The sequence below is a fragment of the Streptomyces sp. NPDC127197 genome, from assembly GCF_042672405.1.
GTDB classification, from domain to species: domain Bacteria; phylum Actinomycetota; class Actinomycetes; order Streptomycetales; family Streptomycetaceae; genus Streptomyces; species Streptomyces flavusporus.
The window spans coordinates 19,040-42,793 of the sequence record NZ_JBHXVG010000036.1 but is presented as its reverse complement, the minus strand read 5'-3'; the positions used below and the strand labels follow the sequence as shown (position 1 = coordinate 42,793).

Annotated in this window: 8 protein-coding genes; all 8 read left to right on the top strand. The window is 71.0% G+C overall.

Annotated elements, in window-relative coordinates:
- Positions 1 to 17: 17 nt before the first annotated feature.
- The 8 genes from eccB (at position 18) to ACFVJQ_RS36380 (ending at position 23,725) form a co-directional block, all read left to right on the top strand.
- Complete coding sequence (gene eccB, locus ACFVJQ_RS36415) at positions 18 to 1,499, top strand: type VII secretion protein EccB (protein WP_385515525.1); 1,482 nt, start codon at positions 18 to 20, stop codon at positions 1,497 to 1,499.
- Positions 1,500 to 1,729: 230 nt separating this feature from the next.
- A complete protein-coding gene (locus ACFVJQ_RS36410; protein WP_385515526.1) occupies positions 1,730 to 2,062 on the top strand; it encodes a hypothetical protein in 333 nt (110 codons plus the stop codon).
- 66 nt (positions 2,063 to 2,128) lie between these two features.
- Complete coding sequence (locus ACFVJQ_RS36405) at positions 2,129 to 2,452, top strand: WXG100 family type VII secretion target (protein ID WP_385515527.1); 324 nt, start codon at positions 2,129 to 2,131, stop codon at positions 2,450 to 2,452.
- A gap of 32 nt (positions 2,453 to 2,484) precedes the next feature.
- Positions 2,485 to 3,009, top strand: a complete 525-nt coding sequence (locus tag ACFVJQ_RS36400) for a type VII secretion system-associated protein (RefSeq protein ID WP_385515528.1) — start codon at positions 2,485 to 2,487, stop codon at positions 3,007 to 3,009.
- Between the two features lie 86 nt (positions 3,010 to 3,095).
- A complete protein-coding gene (locus ACFVJQ_RS36395) occupies positions 3,096 to 6,161 on the top strand; it encodes an AAWKG family protein (protein WP_385789957.1) in 3,066 nt (1,021 codons plus the stop codon).
- 97 nt (positions 6,162 to 6,258) lie between these two features.
- Positions 6,259 to 6,705, top strand: a complete 447-nt coding sequence (locus tag ACFVJQ_RS36390) for a YbaB/EbfC family nucleoid-associated protein (protein ID WP_385789953.1) — start codon at positions 6,259 to 6,261, stop codon at positions 6,703 to 6,705.
- A 1-nt stretch (position 6,706) separates the two neighbouring features.
- Positions 6,707 to 7,051 carry a hypothetical protein gene (locus tag ACFVJQ_RS36385; RefSeq protein WP_385515531.1) on the top strand — a complete coding sequence of 115 codons (345 nt, stop codon included), beginning with the start codon at positions 6,707 to 6,709 and terminating at the stop codon, positions 7,049 to 7,051.
- 54 nt (positions 7,052 to 7,105) lie between these two features.
- Positions 7,106 to 23,725 (top strand): hypothetical protein, encoded by a 16,620-nt coding sequence (locus ACFVJQ_RS36380; RefSeq protein WP_385789950.1) that lies wholly within the window; start codon positions 7,106 to 7,108, stop codon positions 23,723 to 23,725.
- The last annotated feature ends 29 nt before the right edge of the window (positions 23,726 to 23,754 follow it).

The window sequence follows — 23,754 nt, the reverse complement described above, 5'->3', positions numbered from 1 at the left end:
AGGAACGGAGAAGCACCGTGCAGTCCAAACGAGACCAGGTCCAGGCTCACATGTTCGTCATGGGCCGCCTCAACTCCGGCATGCTCAGCGCCGAGCCGGACGCCCCCGAAAGCCCGCTCGCCCGCACCAGCCGCGGCATGGTGTTCGGTATCGTGATCGCCCTGCTCCTGTGCGCGGGCGCCTTCGTCTACGGGCTGCTGTCACCCGGCGGCAACAACACCTGGCGCAGCGGCACCGCGCTCGTCGTCAACAAGGACACCGGCGCTCGCTACCTCTACCTCGACGGCCGCCTCCGTCCTGTCCGCAACTACGCCTCCGCCCGCCTGCTCCTCGGCGAGGACCTCACCGTCGCCAGCGTCGGCACCCGCTCCCTGGCCGACACCCCCGTGGGCACCCCTGTCGGCATCGAGGGGGCGCCCGACAGCGTGCCGGGCCGGGACCGGCTGGAGCAGCGCGCCTGGCGGGTGTGCTCCACCGCCCCAGCCCAGGCCGAGGACGGCGGCGGGCCGAACGCCGCCAGGTTCGGGACCGTACTGACGGTGGGCGGCGACCGCGGCGCCGACCGCCCGCTCAACGCCGGTGAGGCCGCCCTTCTGAAGGGCCCCGACGACACCCTGCACCTCATGTGGCGCGGCAGCAGGCTCCGCCTCGACGAGGACCACGGGGCCGTGGCCTCCCTCGGCTACGGCTCCGCCACCCCCCGGCCGGTCACCGCCGCCTTCCTCGACTCCCTGCCCGCCGGCCCCGATCTCACGCCCCCCGCCGTCCCCCACCGGGGCGACGCGGGTCCCGCGCTCGGCGGCCAGGACACCCGGGTCGGCCAGCTCTTCAAGGTCCAGGTCCCCGGCGGCGACCCGGTCTGGCACGTCCTGGCCGACGACGGTCTGCGCCCGCTGACCGAGACCGCCGCCGCCCTTCTCCTCGGCGACCCCAGGACCCGAACCGACGCCTACGACGGTGAGGCTCCCCGACCCCGCACCCTCACCTCCGACGTCCTCGGGTCCCATCTCGCAGCCGGCGGCATCGGCTCTTCAGCCGCCCTCCCCGAGGCCCCGCCCCGGCTCACCGACCTCGCCGCCGACGCCCTGTGCAGCGTCACCGAGCCCGGTGACTCCGACGGCACCAAGGTCTCGGGCGCCCTGGTGCCCACCGCGGCCCTCGCTCCGCTCGCCCAGCACACCGAGCAGTCCACCACCCCCGCCTGCTATGCCGTCCAGGGGATCGTCGTGCCGCCCCGGCACGGCGCGCTCGTCCGGGTGCTGGGCGCCGCCGGACGTACGTTGGGTGACACGACGTACCTCGTCACGGAGAGCGGTGTAAAGTACCGGGTCACCGATGAGACCGCGCTGAAGGCGCTCGGATACGGCGCTCAGGACGCCGTCCAACTCCCTTCCCCACTGCTCGCGATGCTGCCCACCGGGCCGGACCTGAGCCAGGCAGCCGCCACGGGGAGTGCGCAGGTCAGGACCACAACGGCCGCGTGCGGAGGGAGGACTTGAGAGCCGGGGCCGCGAACGGCGGTCTGTCCCCGGCGTCTTAGGAATTCACCCGCACTGTACCAGAATCATACGATCTGCGTGTAATGTCAGTGTGGACGTCAGTGTGCGCAGTGGGAAACCAGCAGTGGGAAACCAGCAGTGGGAAACCAGGTGGTGCCTGACCTGCCCACGGCACTCCGGTCCGTTGTCACAGCCTGTTCGGCTGCTCGAGTGTTCCGAAGGAGACAGACATGACCACACCCGCAGGGCTCATCTCCGGCGATGGCGACGAGAGCCAGAGGGCGCTCAACACCCTGTCAGAGGCCAGGAACGCCATCCTGACCAACCTCGACAACATCGACGGTCAGCGCGGAAACCTGCAGACCCAGTTCGGGGGTCTCGACGGTTCGGCGTACGGCCGCCTCCTCCAGGACTGGCTCGGGCACGCCAACGCGATCCTGAACGACCTCGACCACATCATCGACACCTTCGGGACCAACGCCAGGATGATGAGCAATCAGTCCGCCGAGGCGGCCGAGCAGGTGGCCGCGGCAGCGGCCAGGAACGCCATGCTCGGCCGGTGAGAGCGGCTCCCCTGAGCTCCCAACGCCGTAACACCGAATCCCGTTTCACAAAGGAGTGTCTGACCGATGACGACGCCCACTGGTGGTGGCATGTTCGATGCCGACATCTACATGGACCCCAACGGAACGCAAGTCACCGCTGAGGAGATGCAGCGGGTCAGCCGCAACATCGAGGACATCATCACGAACCTCCAGTCCGAGATAGCCACCTACACCATGTGGCAGGGCGCGGCCCGCGAGGCGTACGACGCCGTCCAGGCGACCTGGAACAATCACGTCATCGAGATGAAGCAGATCTTCGAGGGCCACACCGGACTGCTGCTGGATCTTCGGGACGGCTGGCAGGCGGTGGACCGGCGCGGCACGGGCATGTGGGACGGACTGCGCTGAGCTGACCGCCGTTCGAAAGGACCGCGACACCCATGGCCATCATCAGTTTCGACGCCAATGGCATGCGTTCGTTCCGGGAAAACGATGTCGCCGAGTTCATCCGCGAACTGGACCGCATCAGGAGTGGTGACTGGGCTCCGTCCCTCGTCGGCCTGCTGAGCGGCGAGGAGGCGGACGACGGTGCCCGGCAGCAGGACCCTCTGATGGTCATCGGGCAGATGACCTCCGGTTCGGTGAACGGCGGGGCCCTGCTGGAGCGGGTGCGGGACGAGGCACAGAACATCGACGACCTCCTCCAGCAGGACCAGCGGAAACTCTTCCCGGCGATCTCCGAGGCCCTGGGCGAGATCATCACCGAGTTCCTCACCCACCAGGAGGCCAACCTCCAGACGATCTCCGCCAAGGACTTCCTGGAGCATCTGGACGAGGTCGAGGACGCTCTCGGGGGAGGCTCAGGAGATAGCGGTTCGGATGCCCCCGGCATCACCGAACTGTTCGACGACCCCGGCTCGTCGGACGACGAGAACTCTTCTGACGACAACGAGGACTCCGACTAGTCCGGCACTCCCGCGTACGCATCCGGGCCTGCCGGCCGCATCGGCCGAACGTGTCTCCCCCACTTCACCCTGTCTGAGAGAACGCCATGTCAGAGAACGCACCCGAGGCCGGAGGCGGTGCGGCAGCCGCCAACGACTCCTGGGGCAGAGCCATCACCCTGCTCACCGGCTATCCCATGCCCGACCGCTCAGGCGTGTTCGAAGACCTCACGAGCCAGCACGGCATCCCTCTCTTCGACATCGTGGGCATCGACCACTGGCCGATGCAGCCTGTCGGGCGCACCAGTTGGGGTTGGCAGACCCACGGCTTCGACTACGTCGTGCCGTTCTACGAGACCCGCAGCGGCAACGGCGCGGGGCTCGGAGTCCGGATGCGGGGCGTCAACATCCGGTTCATCGGCACTCCGCCGGGCCAGCCCCTGCTTGGCGGAGGCGCCACCCTGTCGGAGGACAGAGCCGCCGCGGAGGCCAGTTCTCAGTGGAACCGGGGACAGCTCGCCGCCTACATCACCGGCCCCACCGTCGCCCTGGACGCCCTGCTCCAGCCGCCCTACTACAGCACGCGTCACACCACGTTCTCCGGACTCTCCGTCCCGGACACGGCCCACGTCAGTCTCGATTCGTTCCAGCGCACCGGCATGGCTTTCGACCGCGCCGCACTCTTTTTCCAGGGCCGGTCGGACGTGTTGATGGAGTGGGAGCGCTCCTTCGGAGAGGAGGAGTCTCCCTGGCGGGGGCAGGCGGCGGGCGCCTTCTGGGACCTGATACACATCATCCGCCAGAACTACGACGGTTATGTCGAGCAGTTGGGCGGCCGTGACTTCGCCTCCGGGCGCACCTTCCTGAACGGCCACGCCCCCCGCACCCAGATCGCCGACTCACTGGCCTGGGCCCAGGAAGCCCTGCGGCACGGGGCGGCGTCCCTGCGTGCCGCCTGGGACCACTGGGCGGCCGACGGGCGGCACGATCCCTACCGGTGGGTCGCGGACGAGATCAGGGATCTCATCCTGTGGATCGTCGAGAACAACCATCTGCAGGTGCGCACAGACGACGATTCCGACATTCCCCAAGCGCCTCGTGCGGAGATGTTCAGCAGCTCTTACCACACCACCGAGGCCTTCCGTCAGGACCACGACTGGGGTCCCCTTGCCTACCCGTCCACCTGGGTGCGCGTCGCCGAGGCGGGCATCGCCAAGTGGAACCAGCACATCGACGCCACGATCGGCGTGATCGCCGAGCAGGTCACGAGCCACCTCAGCAACAACTGGCGGCAGGCCAGGGAAACCGCGGGCGACGAGGTGCACAAGGTGGCCACGGAGACGCCCAGCCAGATCAACAGCGGGGCGGACGGCAACAACCTCCCCGACATCAACGACCTGTTCACCGTCGACGGCCTCGACTTCAACGGCCTCGACGGGCTGTTCGCCGACGACGGTGCCGGAGGCGGCGGCCTGCTGAACCCGGACCGGGAGCTGGGCGACCTCCCCGGTATGGACGATCTGCTCGGCGGCGGGGGTGGCAGCTCATCGGACGCGGGAATCGGAGTTGACGTTCCGCTGAACCCGGATGCCGGGCTCGGCAACCTCCCCGACACCGACAGCCTGCTCGGCGGCGGGGGCGGAACCGCGACAGACGCCGGGGTCGGCGGGAGCGGCGGCACCGGAGGCAGCGTTCCCCTCAACCCGGACATCGGACTGGGCGACCTCCCGGACCCCGGTGGTCTGCTCGGCGGCGGCGAGGTGCCCGGGGGCACCGGCGGCGACCTGCCCGGTGGCGGCGGCACGCCCGGCGGTGTCATCGGCGACTTCCCCCTCAACCCTGGGGTTCCGCTGCTGCCCACGCCCGGCAGCAGCGGTGGAGGGCTGCCGGCCCCGCCGGTGACCCAGCTCAACCCGGACGGCACGCTGACCACGAGATACGCAAACGGCAGTTCCGTCGCCCTCAACCCCCGTCAGGGCACCGCTGTCACAACCAGGCCCGACGGCTCCACCGCCACCACAGACCTGGACGACGGCCCCCTGTTCAACCCCGACGGTAGTGTCACGGTCGCCAACCCGGATGGATCGATCACCACGACACACCAGGACGGCTCTGTCAGTGTGCTCGACCCGGACACCGGCACACTGACCGCGCTGGCGCCGGACGGAACCCTGACCACCACGTTCCCCGACGGCACCGCCGTCGAGGTCGACCCCGACTCCGGCCTCGCCACCACCACCGACCCGGACGGCGGCACTACCACCACCGACCTCAACAACGGATCGCTGGAGACACCGCACGGCGGGAGCGTCAGCCTCAACCCGGACACCGGCGCGCTCATCACCACCCACCCCGACGGCACCACCGTGACGCTTGACCCGGCCACCGGCAATCTCGTCACCGAGCGCCCCGACGGCACCGTCACGACCCTCGACCCGGACAAAGGCACTCTCACCACGACCAGGCCGGACGGCACCACCGAGACCACCGACCTCAACGGCTCCGTCCTGCCCAACACCGGCAGCGGCAGCGGCAGTGGTGGCCTGAACCTCCCGGACGACCTCGACCTTGAGGTGCCCACGTTCGACAGCAGCGACCTCGCCTCCGGCTCGTCCGGTGGCGGTGGCAGCATCCCGCTCAACGACGGGCTGACCACGGTGGGCGGCCTGGGGCCCGGCGGTTCGGAGGAGAGCGCCTACTTCGACGAGGACCGGGACCACGACAGCGTCGCCGGACGGGGTATCGGCTCGCCCGCGCAGCCCGCGGCGGCCAGCGCGGGCGGCGGCAGCCCTCTCAACCCGGGCGGGGCGGACGCCGTGGCGTCCTCGGGCATGATGCCGCCCGGCATGATGCCGCCGGGCACGACGGCACCCGGCGCGGGAGGCGCCGGCGGCAAGGACGGCGGCTCAGAGCGCCGCCGCGAGGTCTACGCGGGCGCCCAGGGCACCGCCGGCATCACCCCCAGGCGCACCGGCGGCCGTACCCCCGCCCTCGACGACGAGGACGTCGTCGTCACCCGTGGACGTACCGCCACCAGCTCCGGCACACACGTTCCGGGCACGGGCGCCTACCGTCGCACCGAGAGCGTCGGGACCCGCGAGAACTGGAAGCCCCAGGACGAGGACGTCTGGGGCACCGACGAGGGCGGCGCACCAGCCGTCATCGGACGATGACCGACCTCCCCGCGCGACCCGCCGCCGGGCAGACGACGGCAGGAAGAGCAACGGTAGGAAAAGCAACGGAAACGGCAGGAAAGGCAGGTGAGAGGAAATGGATGCCCTGCAGAGGCAACTTGCCGAAGCGATGGAGCAGTTGAAGGAGACAGAGGCCGCCGTCGCGCGGGCCGAGGAGGAACTCGCGGACTCCTCCTGCACCGTGCAGTCGGCCGACCGGTCGGTCGAGGTCACCGTCGACGCTCAGGGGTCCCTGGTCGCGATGCGCTTCCTCGGCGGTCTGTACCGGGGCATGTCGGCCGCGGAACTGGCGGCCAGCGTCCTCGAGGCCGTGGAACGCGCCAGGATGATCATGGCGCGCCAGGTGATGAGCGTCCTCGACCCTCTCACCCGGGCCGCCCTGCCCGCCATACCCGAGATGCCCGGACTGACCGTGGACTGGGCCAAGCTCTTCGGCCCGGGCGTCCTGGAGGAGCCCGACGACGACATCCGTCACTCGCAGCGCAGGCTGCGGGACGAGATCAACGAGGACGAGGAGAACTAGCATGCCCGACGAGGTGTTTTCGGCGAGCACGGGACGGCTGCGGTACGCGGCCGGCAACCTCGATGGCTATGCCGAGTACGCGCGGGCCATCGTCGAGGCATTCCAGGCGGGAATCGCTCCCACGCGTGCGTGGCCGGGGGTGGACGACGAGCTGGCCAAGCAGATGCGGCCTATGGAACGGCAGGAGACCGAGACCGCCATCAGCACCGGCACCCACCTCCATGGTGCGGTCGAAAGCATCAGGCGTGGGGTGTCGGTGACGGCGCAAGCCATCACCAACCAGCTGGAGGACTCCGTCGACGCCGTCAACGACCGCACCAACCAGCAGCGCAACCGTCTGCGCTGACCGCCCTGTCGCTGTCCGACCGTCCCTGTCCGTCCGATTCCTGACTGGTGAACCATGGCCATTGAGTTGCCGCCCGAATTGCGGACGTTCATGCTGGTGGTGGCCGGTCAGCCGTTCCCGCAGGCGAATGAGGACCTCGTGGCGCTGAGCCAGGCCCCCTACCGGGAAATGGCACGCCAGCTGCGGGAGTTCTCGGACATGCTGCGGGACACCTCCGAGCAGACGGCGCGTGCGCTGCCCCCGTCAATCGGACGGTCGTTCCTGGCGGCGATACGTCCGCTCTTCGACGACGGCGGGGAGAACCATCTGCTGGAGTTCGCACGGCAGATGGAGTCGGTGGCGGACGGCAGGCAACGCATCGGTGTCAACGTCGTCGAGAGCAAGTGGAGCATCTTCGCCGAACTGGTGCGGTTGCTCATCGAGATCAAGGTTCTGCTGCTCATCTCGTACTTCACGGGTGGTTCTGCCGCGAGCCAGATCCCCCAGGCGACGGCACGCAGCCGGGTGACGCTGCTGACGTACCTGGCGATGATGCTGACGCGGGTGCAGCAGTACATGGGCGTGCTGACCGGCGCCGCCGACGAGGCGTTCCAGACGCTGATCACACGTCTGGCGCTGATGGCGTTCGGGCCGCAGCGGAATCGCCCGGACGGAGTGGACTGGAATGACGTAGGGCAGTCCGCGGCGTTCGGCGCCGTCGCCGGTGGTCTGGGCACCTTCTTCGGTGCCGCTACGGGTGGTCTGCGGAACCTGACGCCCAATCCGTTCCGGAACGGGGCCGACAGGGTGTTCCTTGATCCGCCCGGGGGAGGCCTCGGGCCGGTCAACGCCCTGCCGACCGGGGGCGGGAGGCCGAACCGGGGGCCGGAGAGCCACGCGGTGGACGCGGGCGAGGGCTTCGTCGTCGGGGGTCTGTCGGAGGCCGTGGCCGAGGTTCTTGTCATGGGCGCGTTCGGCCATGGCTTCGTCTGGAACTGGACCACGTTGTGGACCGCGGGCACCATGTCGGCCGCCGAGGGCGGCGCGGCGCGGGGCGTGGAGAAGTTCGGTGCCGCCCTGCGGGAGCGCTTCGGCCTGCCCACGTTCAACGGCATCGGTTCCGGCAGGGGCAACCGAAACGGCTCGGGCACAGACGCCGACGCCGGGGCCGGCGACAGTCCTGGACATACCGGGTCGGACGACCGCCTGGTGCGTACCGGCTCGGGTGCGGTCGGCGGCGTCACGGGCGACGGTGGCCAGGTCCGTAGCGGCGCGACGGGCTCCGGCCGCGACCATCCGTCCGACGGGTCTCGTTCTGTCCGGAGCCAGGGCCGGACAGACACCGGCGCCGGATCCGCGACGAACGGCACGACGGGCACCGGCACCAGGTCCGGAACCGCCGGTACTCCCGGCACCGGCACCGGCGCCAGAGGAGCTGAAGGTTCCTCCGACACCGGCTCTGGCAGCGCGTCCGGCCGGGGCCCGCTGTCCGGCCTTCCGGGTACGACGGGCTCCCGCGACGAACGGGACAACCTCCTGCGCGCCCCCGACGAGGCCCTCTACGCCGACACCGACACCGCCGCCGACACGGATCAGGGCGCCGTACCGAGTGGCGTGGCATACAACGGCGTGTCGAACACCGTGCCGACCTCGGGGGACACCACCCGGCCCAGCTCGCCGGGCGCCCCGGCGGACCCATCCCGCTCCACACCGGGCGCCCCGGCTCCGGGCGTCCGTACCGAGACGCCTGCCGCCGCCCGCCCCGAGGGGCCGACAGGAACCCGGACGGACACCACGTCCGGCGCACGTACGGAGAGTTCGCCCACCCGCGCCGAGGCGCCCACCACCGGCAGCCGCCCCGGGAGCACGAGCACCCGCACGGGCAACAACGAGTCTCCCTCGACCACCTCCAGCACGGACGAGCACGGCACCACACCCACCGCGACCGACGACGACCACGCGACGCTCACCGCGACCGACGACACAGCGGGGGACGCCGCCGTCGGCATCCCTCCTTCCGCGTCCGCGCTGTCGTCGCCGCTCGCCCCCGCCACGCCGCGCACCGTCGCTCCGGCCACCTGGGAGGTGGCCGGAACGGACCTCCCGGCAGCCGCCTCCGCCACCGCCGCGACCTCGCCCACCCGGCCCGGTGGGCGCCCGGCTTCCGGCACTCCCGACACCGGTCCCACCGGCCGACCGGACAGCGCGTCCGAGGACACCGCCGAGACGGCGGACGACCTCTCGGCCCCCACCACCGTCGGCCTGACCTCCACACCGCAGGCCACTGCCCCGGCGGCGCCGGAGCAGACCCCCGGCACACCCGACACCACCACCAGCACCGCGCCCACGGTGCCCACGACGGCGCCCGACCGCAGCACACCGTCCACCGTGCCCGACACCGACGGGACGCCCGCCGAACCCCCGCCCCCCGCGTCCTCCACCGTCGCCGCTCGCACGGACTCGCCCTGGACCGACCTCGCGGAACGGGACCGCGAGGATCTGCTGAACGAGTTCTTCCTGCTGCAGGGGAAGCGGCCGTCCCGTCTCGACGGCCTCTCCAGGGAGGAGATCACCGCCCTGGTGGCCCAGGCCTATGACGACGAGCGGATCCGGTCGATGGACTCGCAGCCCCTTCGTCACCAGGCCGATCACCTGTTCGCTTCCCTCCACGGCGACGCCTTCCCCATGCGCGGCGGAGCACCGTCATCCCGCACCCCGGGTGGCCGGGGGACCGCTCCGGCCACCCCGCCGGACTGGATCAAGGACTGGTTCCGGCTCACCCACCATGGGTCGCCACACCCGCGCTCCACCGAACTGCGCAGCGTCGACGAGGCGGTGCGCAGATTGCAGCGCGACCGTCGCGACGAGCGGGCGCTCCGCGAGCTGCTCGCCCGGATCGAGGTCTGGCGCGGGCACCAGGGCGCGGACAGATCCCTGCTCGATGCCGTCACGGCCCTGCACGACCAGGCGTCCCAGAGCCTGAGAACCATGCCGCCGCCTGACGCGCGCACGGCCGATCTGACGGCGATCCGCTACGCCGAGGCGGCCGAGGTCTTCGACCGCAAGCTCGGTGCATACCTGGTACGGCGACCGCAGTCGGTGGACGCGGTCAGGACGCTGGCACAGGACATCTGGTCGCTCCTCGGCCAGTACGCTCCGGAACGGCTTCACTTGCTGGGTATGCCGCCCACGGGCTCGGCCCGCAGCGGCAGCGTCAGGGCGGACATCGACACCCTGGAAGACGTGGTCGCGGAAGGCAACCTCAGGGAGCTGACCGCGCTCCTGTTCTCGAGCGCGTCCAGCCTGGCGCTGGACGGGTTCATCGACCCACCGACGACCTCCGACTTCCCGTGGCTGACCGCGGAGCGCGTATGGCGGCGCTACGCCACGGGGAGCGCGCGAGCGTTCCCCGTGGACGGTTTCGAGCCTCCGGTGACGGAGCGGGAGTTCGCAGCCGCGGGAGCACGGGACGACGACGGCAGGGAATACGTGGTCTGGAAGCGCGCCAGGGACGAGATGGACCTTCCGTTCCGCGCGCCCCTGCACCAGGGGGGCGACCGCACCGGAGGACTCGTCGCGACCGGCTCCTCGGGCTCCTTGATCATCATCCTGGAGACGGCCCACCGCCTTCAGCTTCTTCTCGACACCCCTGTCGACATGGCCGAGCTCCGGCTCGGGCTGATGGGCGCCATGCTGGTGGGCGGACACCACACCGCGCACGAGCTGATCCGTTCCTCCGCGCTGTGGCCGCACGCCGCCGAGCACGGATTCAGCTATGTCGACGGGTGGAGCAGATACCGCTATCTGGCACCGCTGACCGAGGCCGAGTTGCGGCGCGACGTCGCGGAGAACGGGCTGTTCCCGGACGAGATCGCCCTCGGTCTGCCTCCTCGCGACGCCCAGGACGCCGCAACCGCCCCGGCGGGTGCGCCGCGCCCGGCCGGCCGGGACGCTCCTGGTGGCCCTACCGCGGTCCCGCGCGTGGATCCGGACGTCCTGCAGGACTGGCGCACTGATTTCGAGCAGGCCCGTGGGTTCCTGAACGGCCTGGACGCAAGGACGCGCGACGCCCTGCTCGGTCGCGCGCGGGATCTGATGGCCCGTGACCACCAGCCGCCGGTCCCTCCCGTCGAGGAGGACGGCGACTCGCCGGAAGCCGCCTACACCCGCCTGCACGACGACATGATCCACCTGCTCGCGTTCACCTACGGGGACCTGTCGTCGGCAACGGACCCAAACGCCGCCGAACGGCTCTCCGCTTTGCTAGCGGCGGAATTCAACACCCACACGACCCCCGGCTCACGGTCTGCCGGGGAGTCATGGCCGCCGGTCGCGGACACTGGCCGGGCCATCGTACGGCCGGACGGACCGGAGGCCGCCGACGCCTCCCCGCCCCAGGACGGCGACGGCACGGACCGGGCCGACGACGACCGGTCGGACCCCGGCGGTTCCGGCGGCACGGTGCCCGCGGTGACCGGCGCGGACGCCCACGCGCTGTCCCCGGAAGCGGACCTCTACCACGAGGTCAACCTGCTGGTGCGGCGTCAGGCGCCAGGCATGGGGCAGGTCGGCGCGGAGGATGTCGCACGGATCCACCGCGACCTGGCCGACAGCGGAGCGCTCACCCGGCTGACGGTGCGTGAGGTCGCCGGTGAGGTCGCGGCCCGCGTGCTGGGCCAGGGCCGTCCCGGGCTGCGCGGCGGCGGCAATGTGTCGCTCCGGCTCGACCCGGACGCGGCAGACCCGCTCCAGCGGGCCTGGCAGGCCGCCCTTGGCAAGGAGAAGCGGCTGGACATCGTCATCGACGGCGATGCCGTCCCCGTGTCCGAGCTGGTGGACCGGGTCCTCGACAGGATCGGCGCTTCCGCATACCGCTCCCTGATCACGGTGCCCTCTGACGCGCGCCCGTTCAGGACCGGCAGGCACAAACTGCTGCTCGCCTACCCGCAGGGGCAGGCGACAAGGTCGCTCAGCTTCGAGGTGGTGCTGAAGCAGGCCGACCGGTCCGCCACCGGGTCCGAGGCAGGCCCGAGCCGACCGCCCGAGGCGACGGCGGATGTCGCGGCCACCACGTCACCGGCGGTCAGCAGGGAGAAGAAGTTCGAGGTCGGCGCCTGGTTCTCGGCGCTGATGGAGAAGCGGCTCGGCCTGCCGGTGCTGCTGGCCGGCGGCGCACAGACCGCCCTGAAGTTCGGCAGCCCGCGCCCTGTCGCGGACCTCGACTTCCGGGCCGAGGTCCCGCATGTGGCGTCGAGGGCGGCGGAGCTGAACGACGCGATCCGCCGGGAACGTCCGGACGCGACCCTGCGACCGTTCGCACCGGACGCCAAGGACAAGCGGGCGGTCACCGGATGGATCGACGGTGTGGAGATCACCATCGGTCCCAGCGCCACCCACTATGCCGACGTCCTCACCATCAACGGCATCCTCGTCGCCTCCGACCGGGACGCCGTCGTGGACAAGGCCTTCTCGTTCGCCGTCCGCACCGGTTCGAAGAAGCAGAAGGACCTCTTCGACCTCCTGTGGTCGCTGCACCGCGACCCGGCCGCTTCCGTGGCGCTGCGCGACACCCTGGAGGAACTGAGGGGCGAGGCGTTCCGGCGTACGAACCCCCAGGGCTCCCTGACCACCAAGCTCACCACCGATCTCGCCGAGGTGGCCAAGACCAGAAACCTGCTGGGCGAGTTGCAGGCACGGTGGCGGGAGTTCGGGGCGGACCGGGACGACGTCGCACGGCTGACCGCCGCCCTGGAGGATCTGAAGGACGTCTTCCACGCCGGTGCCCCGCCGCACCGCGGCATGATCCTCACCGTGGGCAACTTCACCGGCGACATGTTCGGGTTGTCTGCGGCGCTGCTGCTCAATCCGAAGCTGCACGTCACCGTGCTGACCGGGCCGCACCACCCCGACCAGGTCGGCGACTTCCTGCGCAACGGCCTGGAGACCCAGGTACGGGCGCGGTACGAACGGGAACGCGCCAGACTGCGCGCCTCACAGGGACCGGCGGCGCGGACCCCGGCGCCGCAGGAGGCGGAGCTGGACGCGCGGATCGCCGCGGAAGTGGCTGCCGAGCGCGACCGGGTGCACGTCCTCTACGCGAAGAATCCGCATGCCCTGTACACCACGCTGGCCCGCCAGGACGAGGCGCTGCCGTACGACTCGGTACGACCGCCGGTGCCGGTGAATCTCCGCACCCGGCACCTGAACCACCCGGTCACCCGTGCGACCGAGGAGGTGACGGTCCGCTGGGGGCGCCAGAACCACGAGCAGGCCAAGATCCGTACCGCCTGGGGTCTCAGCGACCGGCCGGACGCGGGCGCGGGGGCGTTCCTCGGCGAACTGGGCGTTCCGCTCAGCGGCGGCTACGTCGTGCTCTGGTCGCGGTTCAGCGGGAAGCACGGCGGCGCGCACCCGCAGCACGACACGAGTGTCACAGGCATACGTCAGCTGGTCGCGGTGCTGCCGTCCGGGACGACCGTCATCATCGCCGGGGACAGGAAGGGGGGTGGAACCGACCCCTACCGGGAACTCGCGGACGCCCATGAGAACGTCTTCGACCTGACAGAGTTCTGGAAGACCGAACTGTGGCGACGGCATTTCCCGAATGCCACGCGCGCCGACCAGTTCAAAGTCTTCGATCACCTCGCCAGAGGCGACGGAAACAGCCTCAGCCACCTGGGCTTCCGCAGCGGCAACCTCGAACCGTACGCGCTCATCGGCCACCAGGTGCGTTACCTGGAGGAAGAGGGCAACCTTCAGGCCGGACGGCTCGAACCGTGGCACAGGACCGTCGGCTACCGGCGCATCGTCATCTCCAAGGTGCCCACACTGAGCGGCCAGTGGGTCACCAGCACGGCCCGGTCCGAGGGAACGGAGAAACCCCCGCCGTGGCGGGACGGCCGGCCGGACGACGAAACGAGCCGGGCGGCGAAGTACGAGGCACTCCGGCAGCGGGGTATCGAGCCCGGCGACCGCGGCTTCGCCACCGAGGACCTCGGCAGGATCGTCGAGGAACTCGGTCTCCCGGCGCCGGTCCCGCGCCCTGTCCCGCCCACGATCACGCCAGAGGCCGCCGCCGAACGACCGGAGCGGCGATCCCCCGCGACGGTTGAGCCGCGCAGCCCGCGACCGGCGACCTCCACCGGCGACGCCGGACGTCACGCCCCCGGCCGGGACCGCTCTGCCCGAGCCGTCGCCGACTTCATGGCCGCGCCCAGGGACTTCCTCGGCCGGCATCAGGTGCTGCTGCGCATGAGCGAGGGGATGGAGGCTCGCGCGCCCGGCCTCGGCATCGATCACCGGGCCTTCCTGAAGTGGCTGGACCGGCAGGACAGACACTGGTTCACCCTCACCCCGTCTGCCACCGCGGTGGGCGGGGAGCACGGCGTCTACCTGCTGACCCCGGCCGTGGAGAGGTACCACCAGGAGTACGCCGCCGACGCAGAACTCCGCGACATCATCGGCGGCCGGGCCCTCCCGGCGGTCGGCGCGGACAGCGAGTACATCGCGGCGCACTACGTGCCGTACAAGACCGGTGGCACGGCCAGGCCACGCACCGACGTGGGGCACCGGGTCGTCCCGGTCGGACGGGGTGGCGAGTTCAATCCGGACATCGTGTTCACCGCGGGAATGAACGGGTGCGCGCTCGCGGTGACGGCCGGGCCGGACGCCGGGTCGTTCACGGTGTGGCACTACCAGTCGCCCGACAGCAACAGGGAGCACGCGGAGACCTTCCGGCGGCGCCATCGGCCGATGGACTGGTTCGGCCACGCCGAGTACCAGAGCCTCGGCACGGATGCGGCTCCCGAGATCACCAACGTCATGTGGCGCGGCGACCAGGGGTGGGAGTTCCTCAGTCAGGAGGTGCACGTCGCCTTCGACAACATGGCACGGACGTCTCTGGCCCGCTTCGACCACCGTCCGGTGTGTCTCACCCCCGGGCACGAGTGGTCGTACACCGCGAAGATCTATCTGAGAGGTGCCCAGGAGCGCCTGCGGGAGCTGACGCGGGCCGAGAACGACAAACTGCCACTGCTGCCCGCAAACATCGACAACCTGAACCTGCGCCTCGCCTTCAACCTGCTGATCAAGCAGGCTCAGACGGATGTGGAGCAGCTCGGCCGGGTGACCGGCCCCGAGCAGTTCGCGGCCACGGCCACCCGTCTCGCGCAGGACCAGGTGCAGACGCGGGACCTGGTGAACGTGCTGCTCCACAAACAGGGCCAGGCGGAGGTCGCCGAGCAGAAACGGATGCTGCTGTGGCAGTCCGTCAACAGGGACGTCGTCTTCCGGCGCGGCCAGATCCGCACCTTCATCGAACAGGGACTCAAGCCCCACTGGGGCGCGGCGCTGAAGCGGGAGGCCGAGGCAGCGGCGGGAGTGCCGCCGACGGAGGCTGACATCACCGAGGCCCTGCTGCCGTCCGCCCCGCACCACGACGCGGAACGGGACCATGGCAGCCCTTCCGTATCCGGGCCAGTCCCCGCCGGTTCGGGCGCCGAGCCGGTCGGCGCCGTACGCGATCCGCGGTGGCACGCGGCACGTGACGCGGCGGCTGTGCGGACGGTTGAGCACCACTGGGTGGATCCGGTGTCGACCCCGCGCGGCACGGGAGCGCACGCGCCCCGGTACGAGGTGCGGTCCGGGTTCGACATACGACGGTTCCGCCTCGGTGCGGAACCCGTCACGGATCTGACGGTACGGGTGCGGCTCACCGGCACCGACGCCGTGACCGAGCCCCAGCTCGAAGCGCTGTGGAGCCGCGTCCAGGCGGGAGTCGAGCGGGTGTTCAACGCCCCGCGCCACCGGCTGCCCGACGGCGACCGGCTGCATGTGACCGTGGAGCGCGCCGACGCTGATTCCGCCCACCCGCATCTGACCGTCGAGGTCGGCGCTCCCGGGTCCGCGACGACCCAGCACCAGTGGCAGGCCGCGGCCACCGACCAGGACCTGGCGCACGAGATCGGGCACCAGCTGGGCCTGCGCGACGAGTACCAGGACGAGACGGCCCAGCACCGCCCGGACATCGACGGCAGCCTGATGGGCAACTACCACCGCTCCGCGCCCGAGGGGCTGCCCCAGGGCGGGCTGCGTGACCGCTACCTCCGATTGCTCCAGAGCCACATCGCCAGTGCGGACGCCGCCCCGCAGGCCGGTGACCAGAACAGCCGCCACGCGGACCCGGGCCCGGGCACCGACCCGCCCGCACCGGGGCGGTCCCGTCGCTTCTCCCTGGCTGGTCTGCTGGGCCGGCACCCGGCCGTGCAGGAGTCCGAGAGCGGTGCGACCGGCCACACCGCGCAGAATGAGCCGGTTGCCGCCACCGACCCGATGTCCACCACCGATCCGAACCCTGGAACCGACCCGAACCAAGGCACCGCCAAAACCGAACCCGTCGACGTGGAGGCCGCGCTCGACCGGCACCGGCCGCCCCGGCTGGACGACACCCTCCCGCCCCCCACGCCACTGGCCCAGCCGGTAACGTTCGACGATCGGACGCAGCTTCCGGAGTGGCTCACCGGCGACGCCACGCCCACCTACGGCAGCTCCCGGCCCACCCTGCGCGGCACCGACGACGTCGTGGCGCACATCATCAGCAGGGCGGACATCCCCGACGCCGAGGACCGCAACCGCACAGCCACCCGTCTCCGGCACGCCTTGCGCACCGATCCGCGCCGGTTCGCGGGCGAGGGATGGGAGTCGCCACCGTTCCAGGCGGCCGACAAGACCCTCCGTACCCTGCACATCGTCACCCGCCCGTACCCGTACTGGGAGCGGTTCACCGACCCGGCCGCCGCGGCGAAACTCAAGTACGGCAGGCGCAGCCAGACGACCGGCGGTGCGACCCGCACCCTGTCGACGACCCGGCAGATAGCCCCCGCCGTGTCCTTCGGCCCTGGCGTCCCCTTCCCGGCGATCGCCCGCGTGGGCCTCGGCATCGGACGGGGACGCGGCTACGAGTTCACCCTCACCGACCAGAACGTCAGCCAGACCGAGACGAACTCCACCGAGGCGGTCCCGCTGCACCTGACGGACGTCCACTACGACATCAGGGTGCGCAGGCACACCGGGCTGCGCCCGTCCTACCGCGACGCCATCCCCGGCCTGCGGCGGGTGATCCGCTGGGACATCACGGACCTGGACCGCTTCTCCTTCGCCGTCCACAACGGACTGACGCTGCGTCTGACCGACGACATGAAGCGCCGGGACGTGGACCCGGATCGGTCCCTCACCCCCGAGGAGCTCAGACTCGGCCCCGGGTCCGAATACCGGCTGGTGAACACCGAGAGCGTGCTGTCCGTGACAGAGCTGCGCGAGGACGCCCTCAAGGCCGTCGGAGCGCTCCCCGGCACCACCGCCTACCAGCAGATCTCCGACTTCTTCAGCAGTGACTTCTTCGAGCGGAACGCCGACCGGCTGGCCCACGGCCCGGTCCCGGGCCCCCTGCTGTTCCGTGACGACGCCGAGCGCACCCCGCTGGGCACCTTCGTGGTGCAGCGTGTGGTGCCCAGGAGCGGACGACTCCGATCCGAGCCCCACGACATCGAGATGAACAACGTCGTACAGCAGACGGCCAAGAACGAGCGACTGCTGACCCTCACCAACAGCCAGGACATCACCGCCATGCTCGGTCCGGGCTTCAGCTTCGGTATGGGCGGTCTCGGCGCCCGGCTGATGGCGGTGCTGTTCGGCAGGGTCGGCCGCTCCACGACGCACGGCACCTCCTTCGGCGGGTCCGGAGCGCGCAAGTCGGCCCTCAAGGTCAAGGGGGCTCCGACGGCGGTCTACGGCATGGAGAAGCAGGTCGTCGTCCGCTGGACCGGCAACACCAAGGAGAAGACGTACACGCTGCGGGCAGTGGACCGGATGACCCGTTCCGAGGCCAGGCGACTGGCGGGCTGGGACGACGGAACCGGACTGCGCAAAGCGGCCGGGGCCGAGCCGGAGCCGCCGGTGTTCCTCCCCAAGGACCATCCCACTCTGCTCGTCCTGTGCCGGGCGGAGTCCTTCAGATGGCCGGACGGCGCCTACGTCCGCCCCGGCCCCAGCACGGGCACGGCCCCCGCCGACGCCGAACAGGCCGACGGACCGACCCTGCTGGAGCACTTCACCGACCAGGTGCTGCGGGCCGTGGGCGCCCGCTACCCCAACACGGTCGCCCCGCTGGAGGAGTTCACCGATCCGGACGCCCCACGCTGGAACGGTCGCCAGCACTTCGTGATGGCGTTGGCGAACACTCTGCGCATCATCAACACCCTGCACCGCCACAGCGTGGCCGGGAACCTGGAGGCGCTGGTCACCACCGGCATCCGGATCCCGCTGGTGGAACCCCGGCGGCTGACGCGCGCCCAGCGGTACCTGTGGATCGAGGGAACGATGACCAACCGCAGGTACGAGGGGTCCACGAACGAGCCCTGGCTGAAGGACACCACCGCCGGAACCGACAAGCTCGAAGGATCGCGGAACGCCACGCGGACGCTGGAGGGAGGCATCGACCTCAGTCTGCGGGCCTCCGACACGGGCGGCTCCGGCACCGTCACCAACACGGGCATCATCGGGGCGGGACCGAGCGCGGCCCACGCGCGGACGGACAAGGTCGGCTACGGGGGAAGCGTGGCCGCCGAGACGGCGGTGTCGGCCAAGGGGACCTCCCACCTGTACTGGTACGACCTCGAACTCACGGCTCAGGTCGGCGGCTTCACCCGGCCGCGCGCCCTGTGGCGGGGGCTGGGCACCTTCGGGGTGATGGGCCTTGAGACCTTCGTACGGAGCAAGCCACCGGAGACGCTCATCGGCGGCCCGAACGCCGTACGCGGCCAGGTGCTGCTCTCCGTGCCCGAGCTGGAGATGTCGGCCACGCGGAAGAAGGCCGGTCCCGCCGCCGAGAGCACAGCCGCCCCCACCGAACGGACCGGACCGGGCGCCCTGAGCGTCGTACGCAGGGAGACGCTGGACAGCACCACCGCCCGCGCCCTGGCCACCGGGCGCGAGACCGCCCTCCCCGGCACCCCCGGCCCCGACCGACCGGACCAGCGCGCCACCCCCGACCCCCGGCCCTTCGACGGCCACCACTACCTGAGCATCGGCCTGGCCGCCCACCGGGAGCTGGGGGACGCGGTGAACGCCGTCATGGCGGCGGCGTCCGACAACTCCTGGCACTTCACCCAGACCAACTCCCCGGCGCGGGCCGCGGTCGGCCGTGCCTTGCTGCCGCAGTTCCTGCACTCGGGGGTCGATGTCACCACCAGCGGCTCCGGCCTGCGGATGACCGGCCTGTACGGGCCGGGTCCGTACGTCGACCGGATGGGGACGGTGGTCCACCGGGTGCGGATCGTCAACCCCACGCTGGTCTCGGATGCGATCGTGCTGGACATGGAGCAGCAGGTCTCCGCCGACTTCCAGGCGTCCGGCGCGCTGACGACGAGCTGGTCGTTCACCCTCAACGGACAACTGGCGTTCGCCCGCGCGCAGGGCTCCGGGGCACAGCCGGTCCTGGGCACCTACGTCCTCATGGGAAAGCTCGGCGTCCAGACGAGCACCACCGCCACCGTGACCCGCAGTGTGAGCATCGCCAGCTCTCAGGAGGACAAGAACCACAAGTTCCTGGTCAGCGCGTCCGCCGAGCACACGCTGCTGGCGCTGATCGAGTCCCGGGGCGCCGGCGCACTGGCGCACCGAATGCTCAGCGGCGCGGCGAACCGCTGGCACGGCACCCGTCTGACCATCCCGGAAGGCTGGCTCGGCGCCGTGACCGAGCGCGTCGCCCACCGTCTGAAACTGGCCGACGACGGCCTGCCGGACTTCCCCGTGTACACGGAGCGGACCTGGAGCCTTCCGGCCTGGTCCGGGCCGACGCCGTTCCAGTCGTTCCCCCTCAACGCCCTCGACGCCACAGCGCTGCTGGCCCGCGTCGACGACATGCTCGCCGCGCGGGGTATCGGCGACGTGGACAGAGAGCGGGTGCGCAGCCTGGTCACGCCGCGAGCCCTGCGCGGTCTGCGGCAGCAGCTTGCGACCCCGGACGCCGGTGTCGGCACGGGTGCCCGGGCCGCCTGGCGCAGCCTGCGGCTGGCGGACATCACGCCGACCGTGCACCTGGGCGAACGGACCGTCTCGGTGCGCATCCAGCTCATCGCCGCCGACACGGTCTTCGAGGGCCTTGGGCACAGTGTCACCCTCAGCGACAACCGGTCCACCAGCGAGTCGGTCGACACGTCCCAGTCGATCACCAAGTCCCGGGGCATCGGCATCTCGGCGCGGGAGGGCATACCGACCGGCGACCCGACCGCGCGGACGGCCGGCATCGGCTACACCGAGGCGGGCACCAGCGCGCAGAGCGGGACCGTCAGCACGGCGACGGAAACGGCCATCGGCCAGAACTTCTCCCTCGACGAGCCGCACGCCGAGTTCACAACGTCGTACCGGCTGAGGATCACCATCGGCATCGCCGGCGTTCCGCCGGTGGAGGACAACATCGGCCAACTCCGCGAGCGAGTCCCGCTCAGCCTGACCGCGCCCCAAGCCTTCATCGAGCCTGTCCCGGAGCCGTCGGCGGCTACCGCCCAGGAGCCGACTGCGGAGCCTGCGAAGCAACCCTCCGAGCCCGCAGCGCAGCCGCCCGCGGAGCCTGCGGCGCATCCGTCGGCGGAGCCCGCGCGGGAGGCGTCAACAGGCACCGCACGGAAGCCGTCCACCGTGTCCGAAGCGGAGCCCTCGGCCGCCTCGAACCAGGCGTCGTCGCCGGACCCGCTGGCACCGCCCCCACTGCCGCGCCCTTCCCGCTCGGTGATCCTCAGAGCGACACCGGTGGAGCAGCCCGAGGTCACCGCGTGGCGCCAGGCACACCCCGTCCCGACCGGCCTCAGCTACGACACTTTCCAGCCGCGCATGATTGTGGGCGTGCGGAACCTCAGGGAGGCGTCCGAGATCGTATTGGCGACCGCCTACGGAAAGTCGACCCCGAAGACCGGCGAGCTGACCGACCGTGCCCTCGACAGGGCCGTGGCACAGGCCCGCCGCACCGGACTGACCGTCCCCGGCAGTGCCCCCTCACAGGCCAGGGAGAACGCCATCAGCGACGCGTCACTGTCCGGCTTCTTCCTGGACGCCCTCTCCGAGGAGGGCTACGGCGTCCCCGGCCAGACCGACGATCCGCTCGTCGGAGACGTCCGCGCCGAACACCGCCTCTGGGCCAGGCCGGACTTCAGCGGTGCCCGGCTGATGACCGTCGCCCCCTCGGCGACCATGAGCGGCACCGTGAAGGTGACCCAGGGCCAGGACGTCAGCGTCGCGCGCAGCGGATCGCACGACACCTCGCTCAACGCCGTCCCGATCCTCGTCCCGCCCTCGACCGGTGCGATCCTGCCCGGCCCGTCGGGCACATTGCTCAATTCCGCCGACAGCGAGAGCAGGAAGCTCGGCATCAGCAACGCCACCACGGCCGATGTCTCGTACGCCGCCTCCATGGCGTTCCTCTTCGCCGTACCGACCGATTGGATCGCCACCGCGCACGTGAACCAGACGATCCGCGACCGGATGGACAAGGCGTCGTCCTGGGCGCTCGGCCCGTTCGGCAGACTCACCCCGGGACGACGCGCCACGGAGACACGGACGTACACCGTCGCCTGGATCCGCGAGGACGCGGCCCGCAGCTGGGGGCTGATCGGCGACCACAACTTCCCTCAGGAGGTCTCGGACGCGTGGCAGGCGGTGAAGAACGCGGGTGACGCCTGGGTAGAGGCCGACAAGACGTACTGGATGAGGCGCCGGACACCCCTCAGCAGCCGCGAGGACACCGACCAGGACACCGAAGGCCGGACGGAAGGCGATGAGGAGCTGGCCCGCAACAGGGAGGCGGCCGTACAAGCGGCCATCGAGTTCCACCGGGTGCGGTACGCGGCGGACCGGCTGACCCGCTGGTACCAGCTGTCCCCCGAGCAGCGCGACGAGGTGTCGAAGCCCTCCCCCGTGGTATTCACCCCTCCCCCCGAAGATCCGAAGCAGACCACCGAACAGCCCAAGTTCACCGTCCACGAGGCCGCCGAGGGCAAGCCGGCGGTCATCACCTCACCCGAGGGACGGAACTACGAGATCCACGACGTCCCGAAGGACGGCAGCGGTTTCTTCCACGCCCTCGACGAGGCCCTGACGCACACGGATCCCGCCCGCTCTGGACCGCACACGCACGGCACTCCCAAGGAGCGCGCCGAGGCGCTGCGCGGCCTCCTGGCCGACCGACTGGACGATCCGGACAACTCGGATCTCTGGGCGTTCGCGGTGGCGGACACCCTCGACACCTTCTCGGCGGACGACCTCAAGGCCATCGGCATCGATCTGGGCGCGACGCCCGCTGGGAGGGAGTTCGGCGCCACGGGCAGGCTCTCCGCCTACCACGCCCTGACCGACGAGGAGCGCGGCCGCCTGGCGGCGGCAGCCCTGCGACGCCTCGGCACCAGCTCCAGCAAGGCGAGCTGGAACCAGGGTGCGGCCGACCTGCTGCCCGTGCTCGCGGCACGGACGTTCGGCGTCGAGGTGACGGTCGTGGACACCGACGGCCGGTTCGTCACCTTCCCACCGGCGAGACTCGAAGCCGGGCAAGACCCGGCCCCGGCGCAGTCGGTCGTACTCAGGCTCACGGACGATCACTTCCAGGTGGCGCTGCCTCCGGGCACGCCGCCGCCCGCCCGGACCCCAGCCGCCTCCGACACCTCAACCCCCGCCACCGCCAACCCCCGACCCGACGGACTCGCGGACCGACCCACGCACACCACGCTGCCATGGGCGAAGCAGCGGGGCGCGGACGCCTGGCGGACCTCGAACGACGGGACGCGCCTCACCGCCCCCGACGGGCAGACGTACGAGCTGGTGCCGCCAGGCGGCGCGGGCAACGGTTTCTGGCACGCCCTGGAACAGACCCGTCCCGAACCGGACCGCCGCCGACCGCACGAGATCCTGTCAGGACAGCGACCGCTGCCCGGCACCGCCCCCAACCCGGCGATGCGCCCCGCCCCCCACCAACTGGCACCGTTCATCGACGACCAGCAAACCGCCCTGATCCTCGCCCAGCTCGCGGTGGGCCACGGCTGGACCCCGTCACTGACCCGCAGCGCCCTGGCCATCGCCACCGAGGCATACGGCGCCCGCATCACGGTGGTCCACGAGGACGGCACCACCGAAACCCACACCCCGAACGACGCTCCTCGAACTGACATCACGCTCTACCAGCGAGGTGACACATACGCCCTGGCCCACCCGTCCCGCCAGCCCCACCCCGCGGCACCGACCCCCGCCCCCGTACCGGACGACCGGCACGACACAACGACACAGGTGCCGGACGAGAACGCCGATCCGACGAACGCGGGCCCCCCACGGACGCCACCGCCGCCCACCCTGGAGCAGTATTTGTCGAGCCCGGAGGTCAGGGCCGTCCAGGTCACCCAGGAACACCTGAGCGGCCTCAGCCTGAACCTTTCCCCACGGATCGGCTCTCTGCTCCAGCTAGGCGGATCGGCGCCGCTAGGACAACTCGGGCTGAGTCCCGAGGACACGCGCCGCGTGGTCGAGCACCGACCGGACCTCTTCCCCGGTGCCGCCGCGCTGCTGCTCCCCGAGATCGACGTCCCGTCACGTACCCGGGGACCGCTCACACCGGTGCCCGAGGAGCCCGAGGAGCCCGAGGACACCCTCCCCTTCTGAGCCCGATTCGCCGAACCGCGACAACGGCA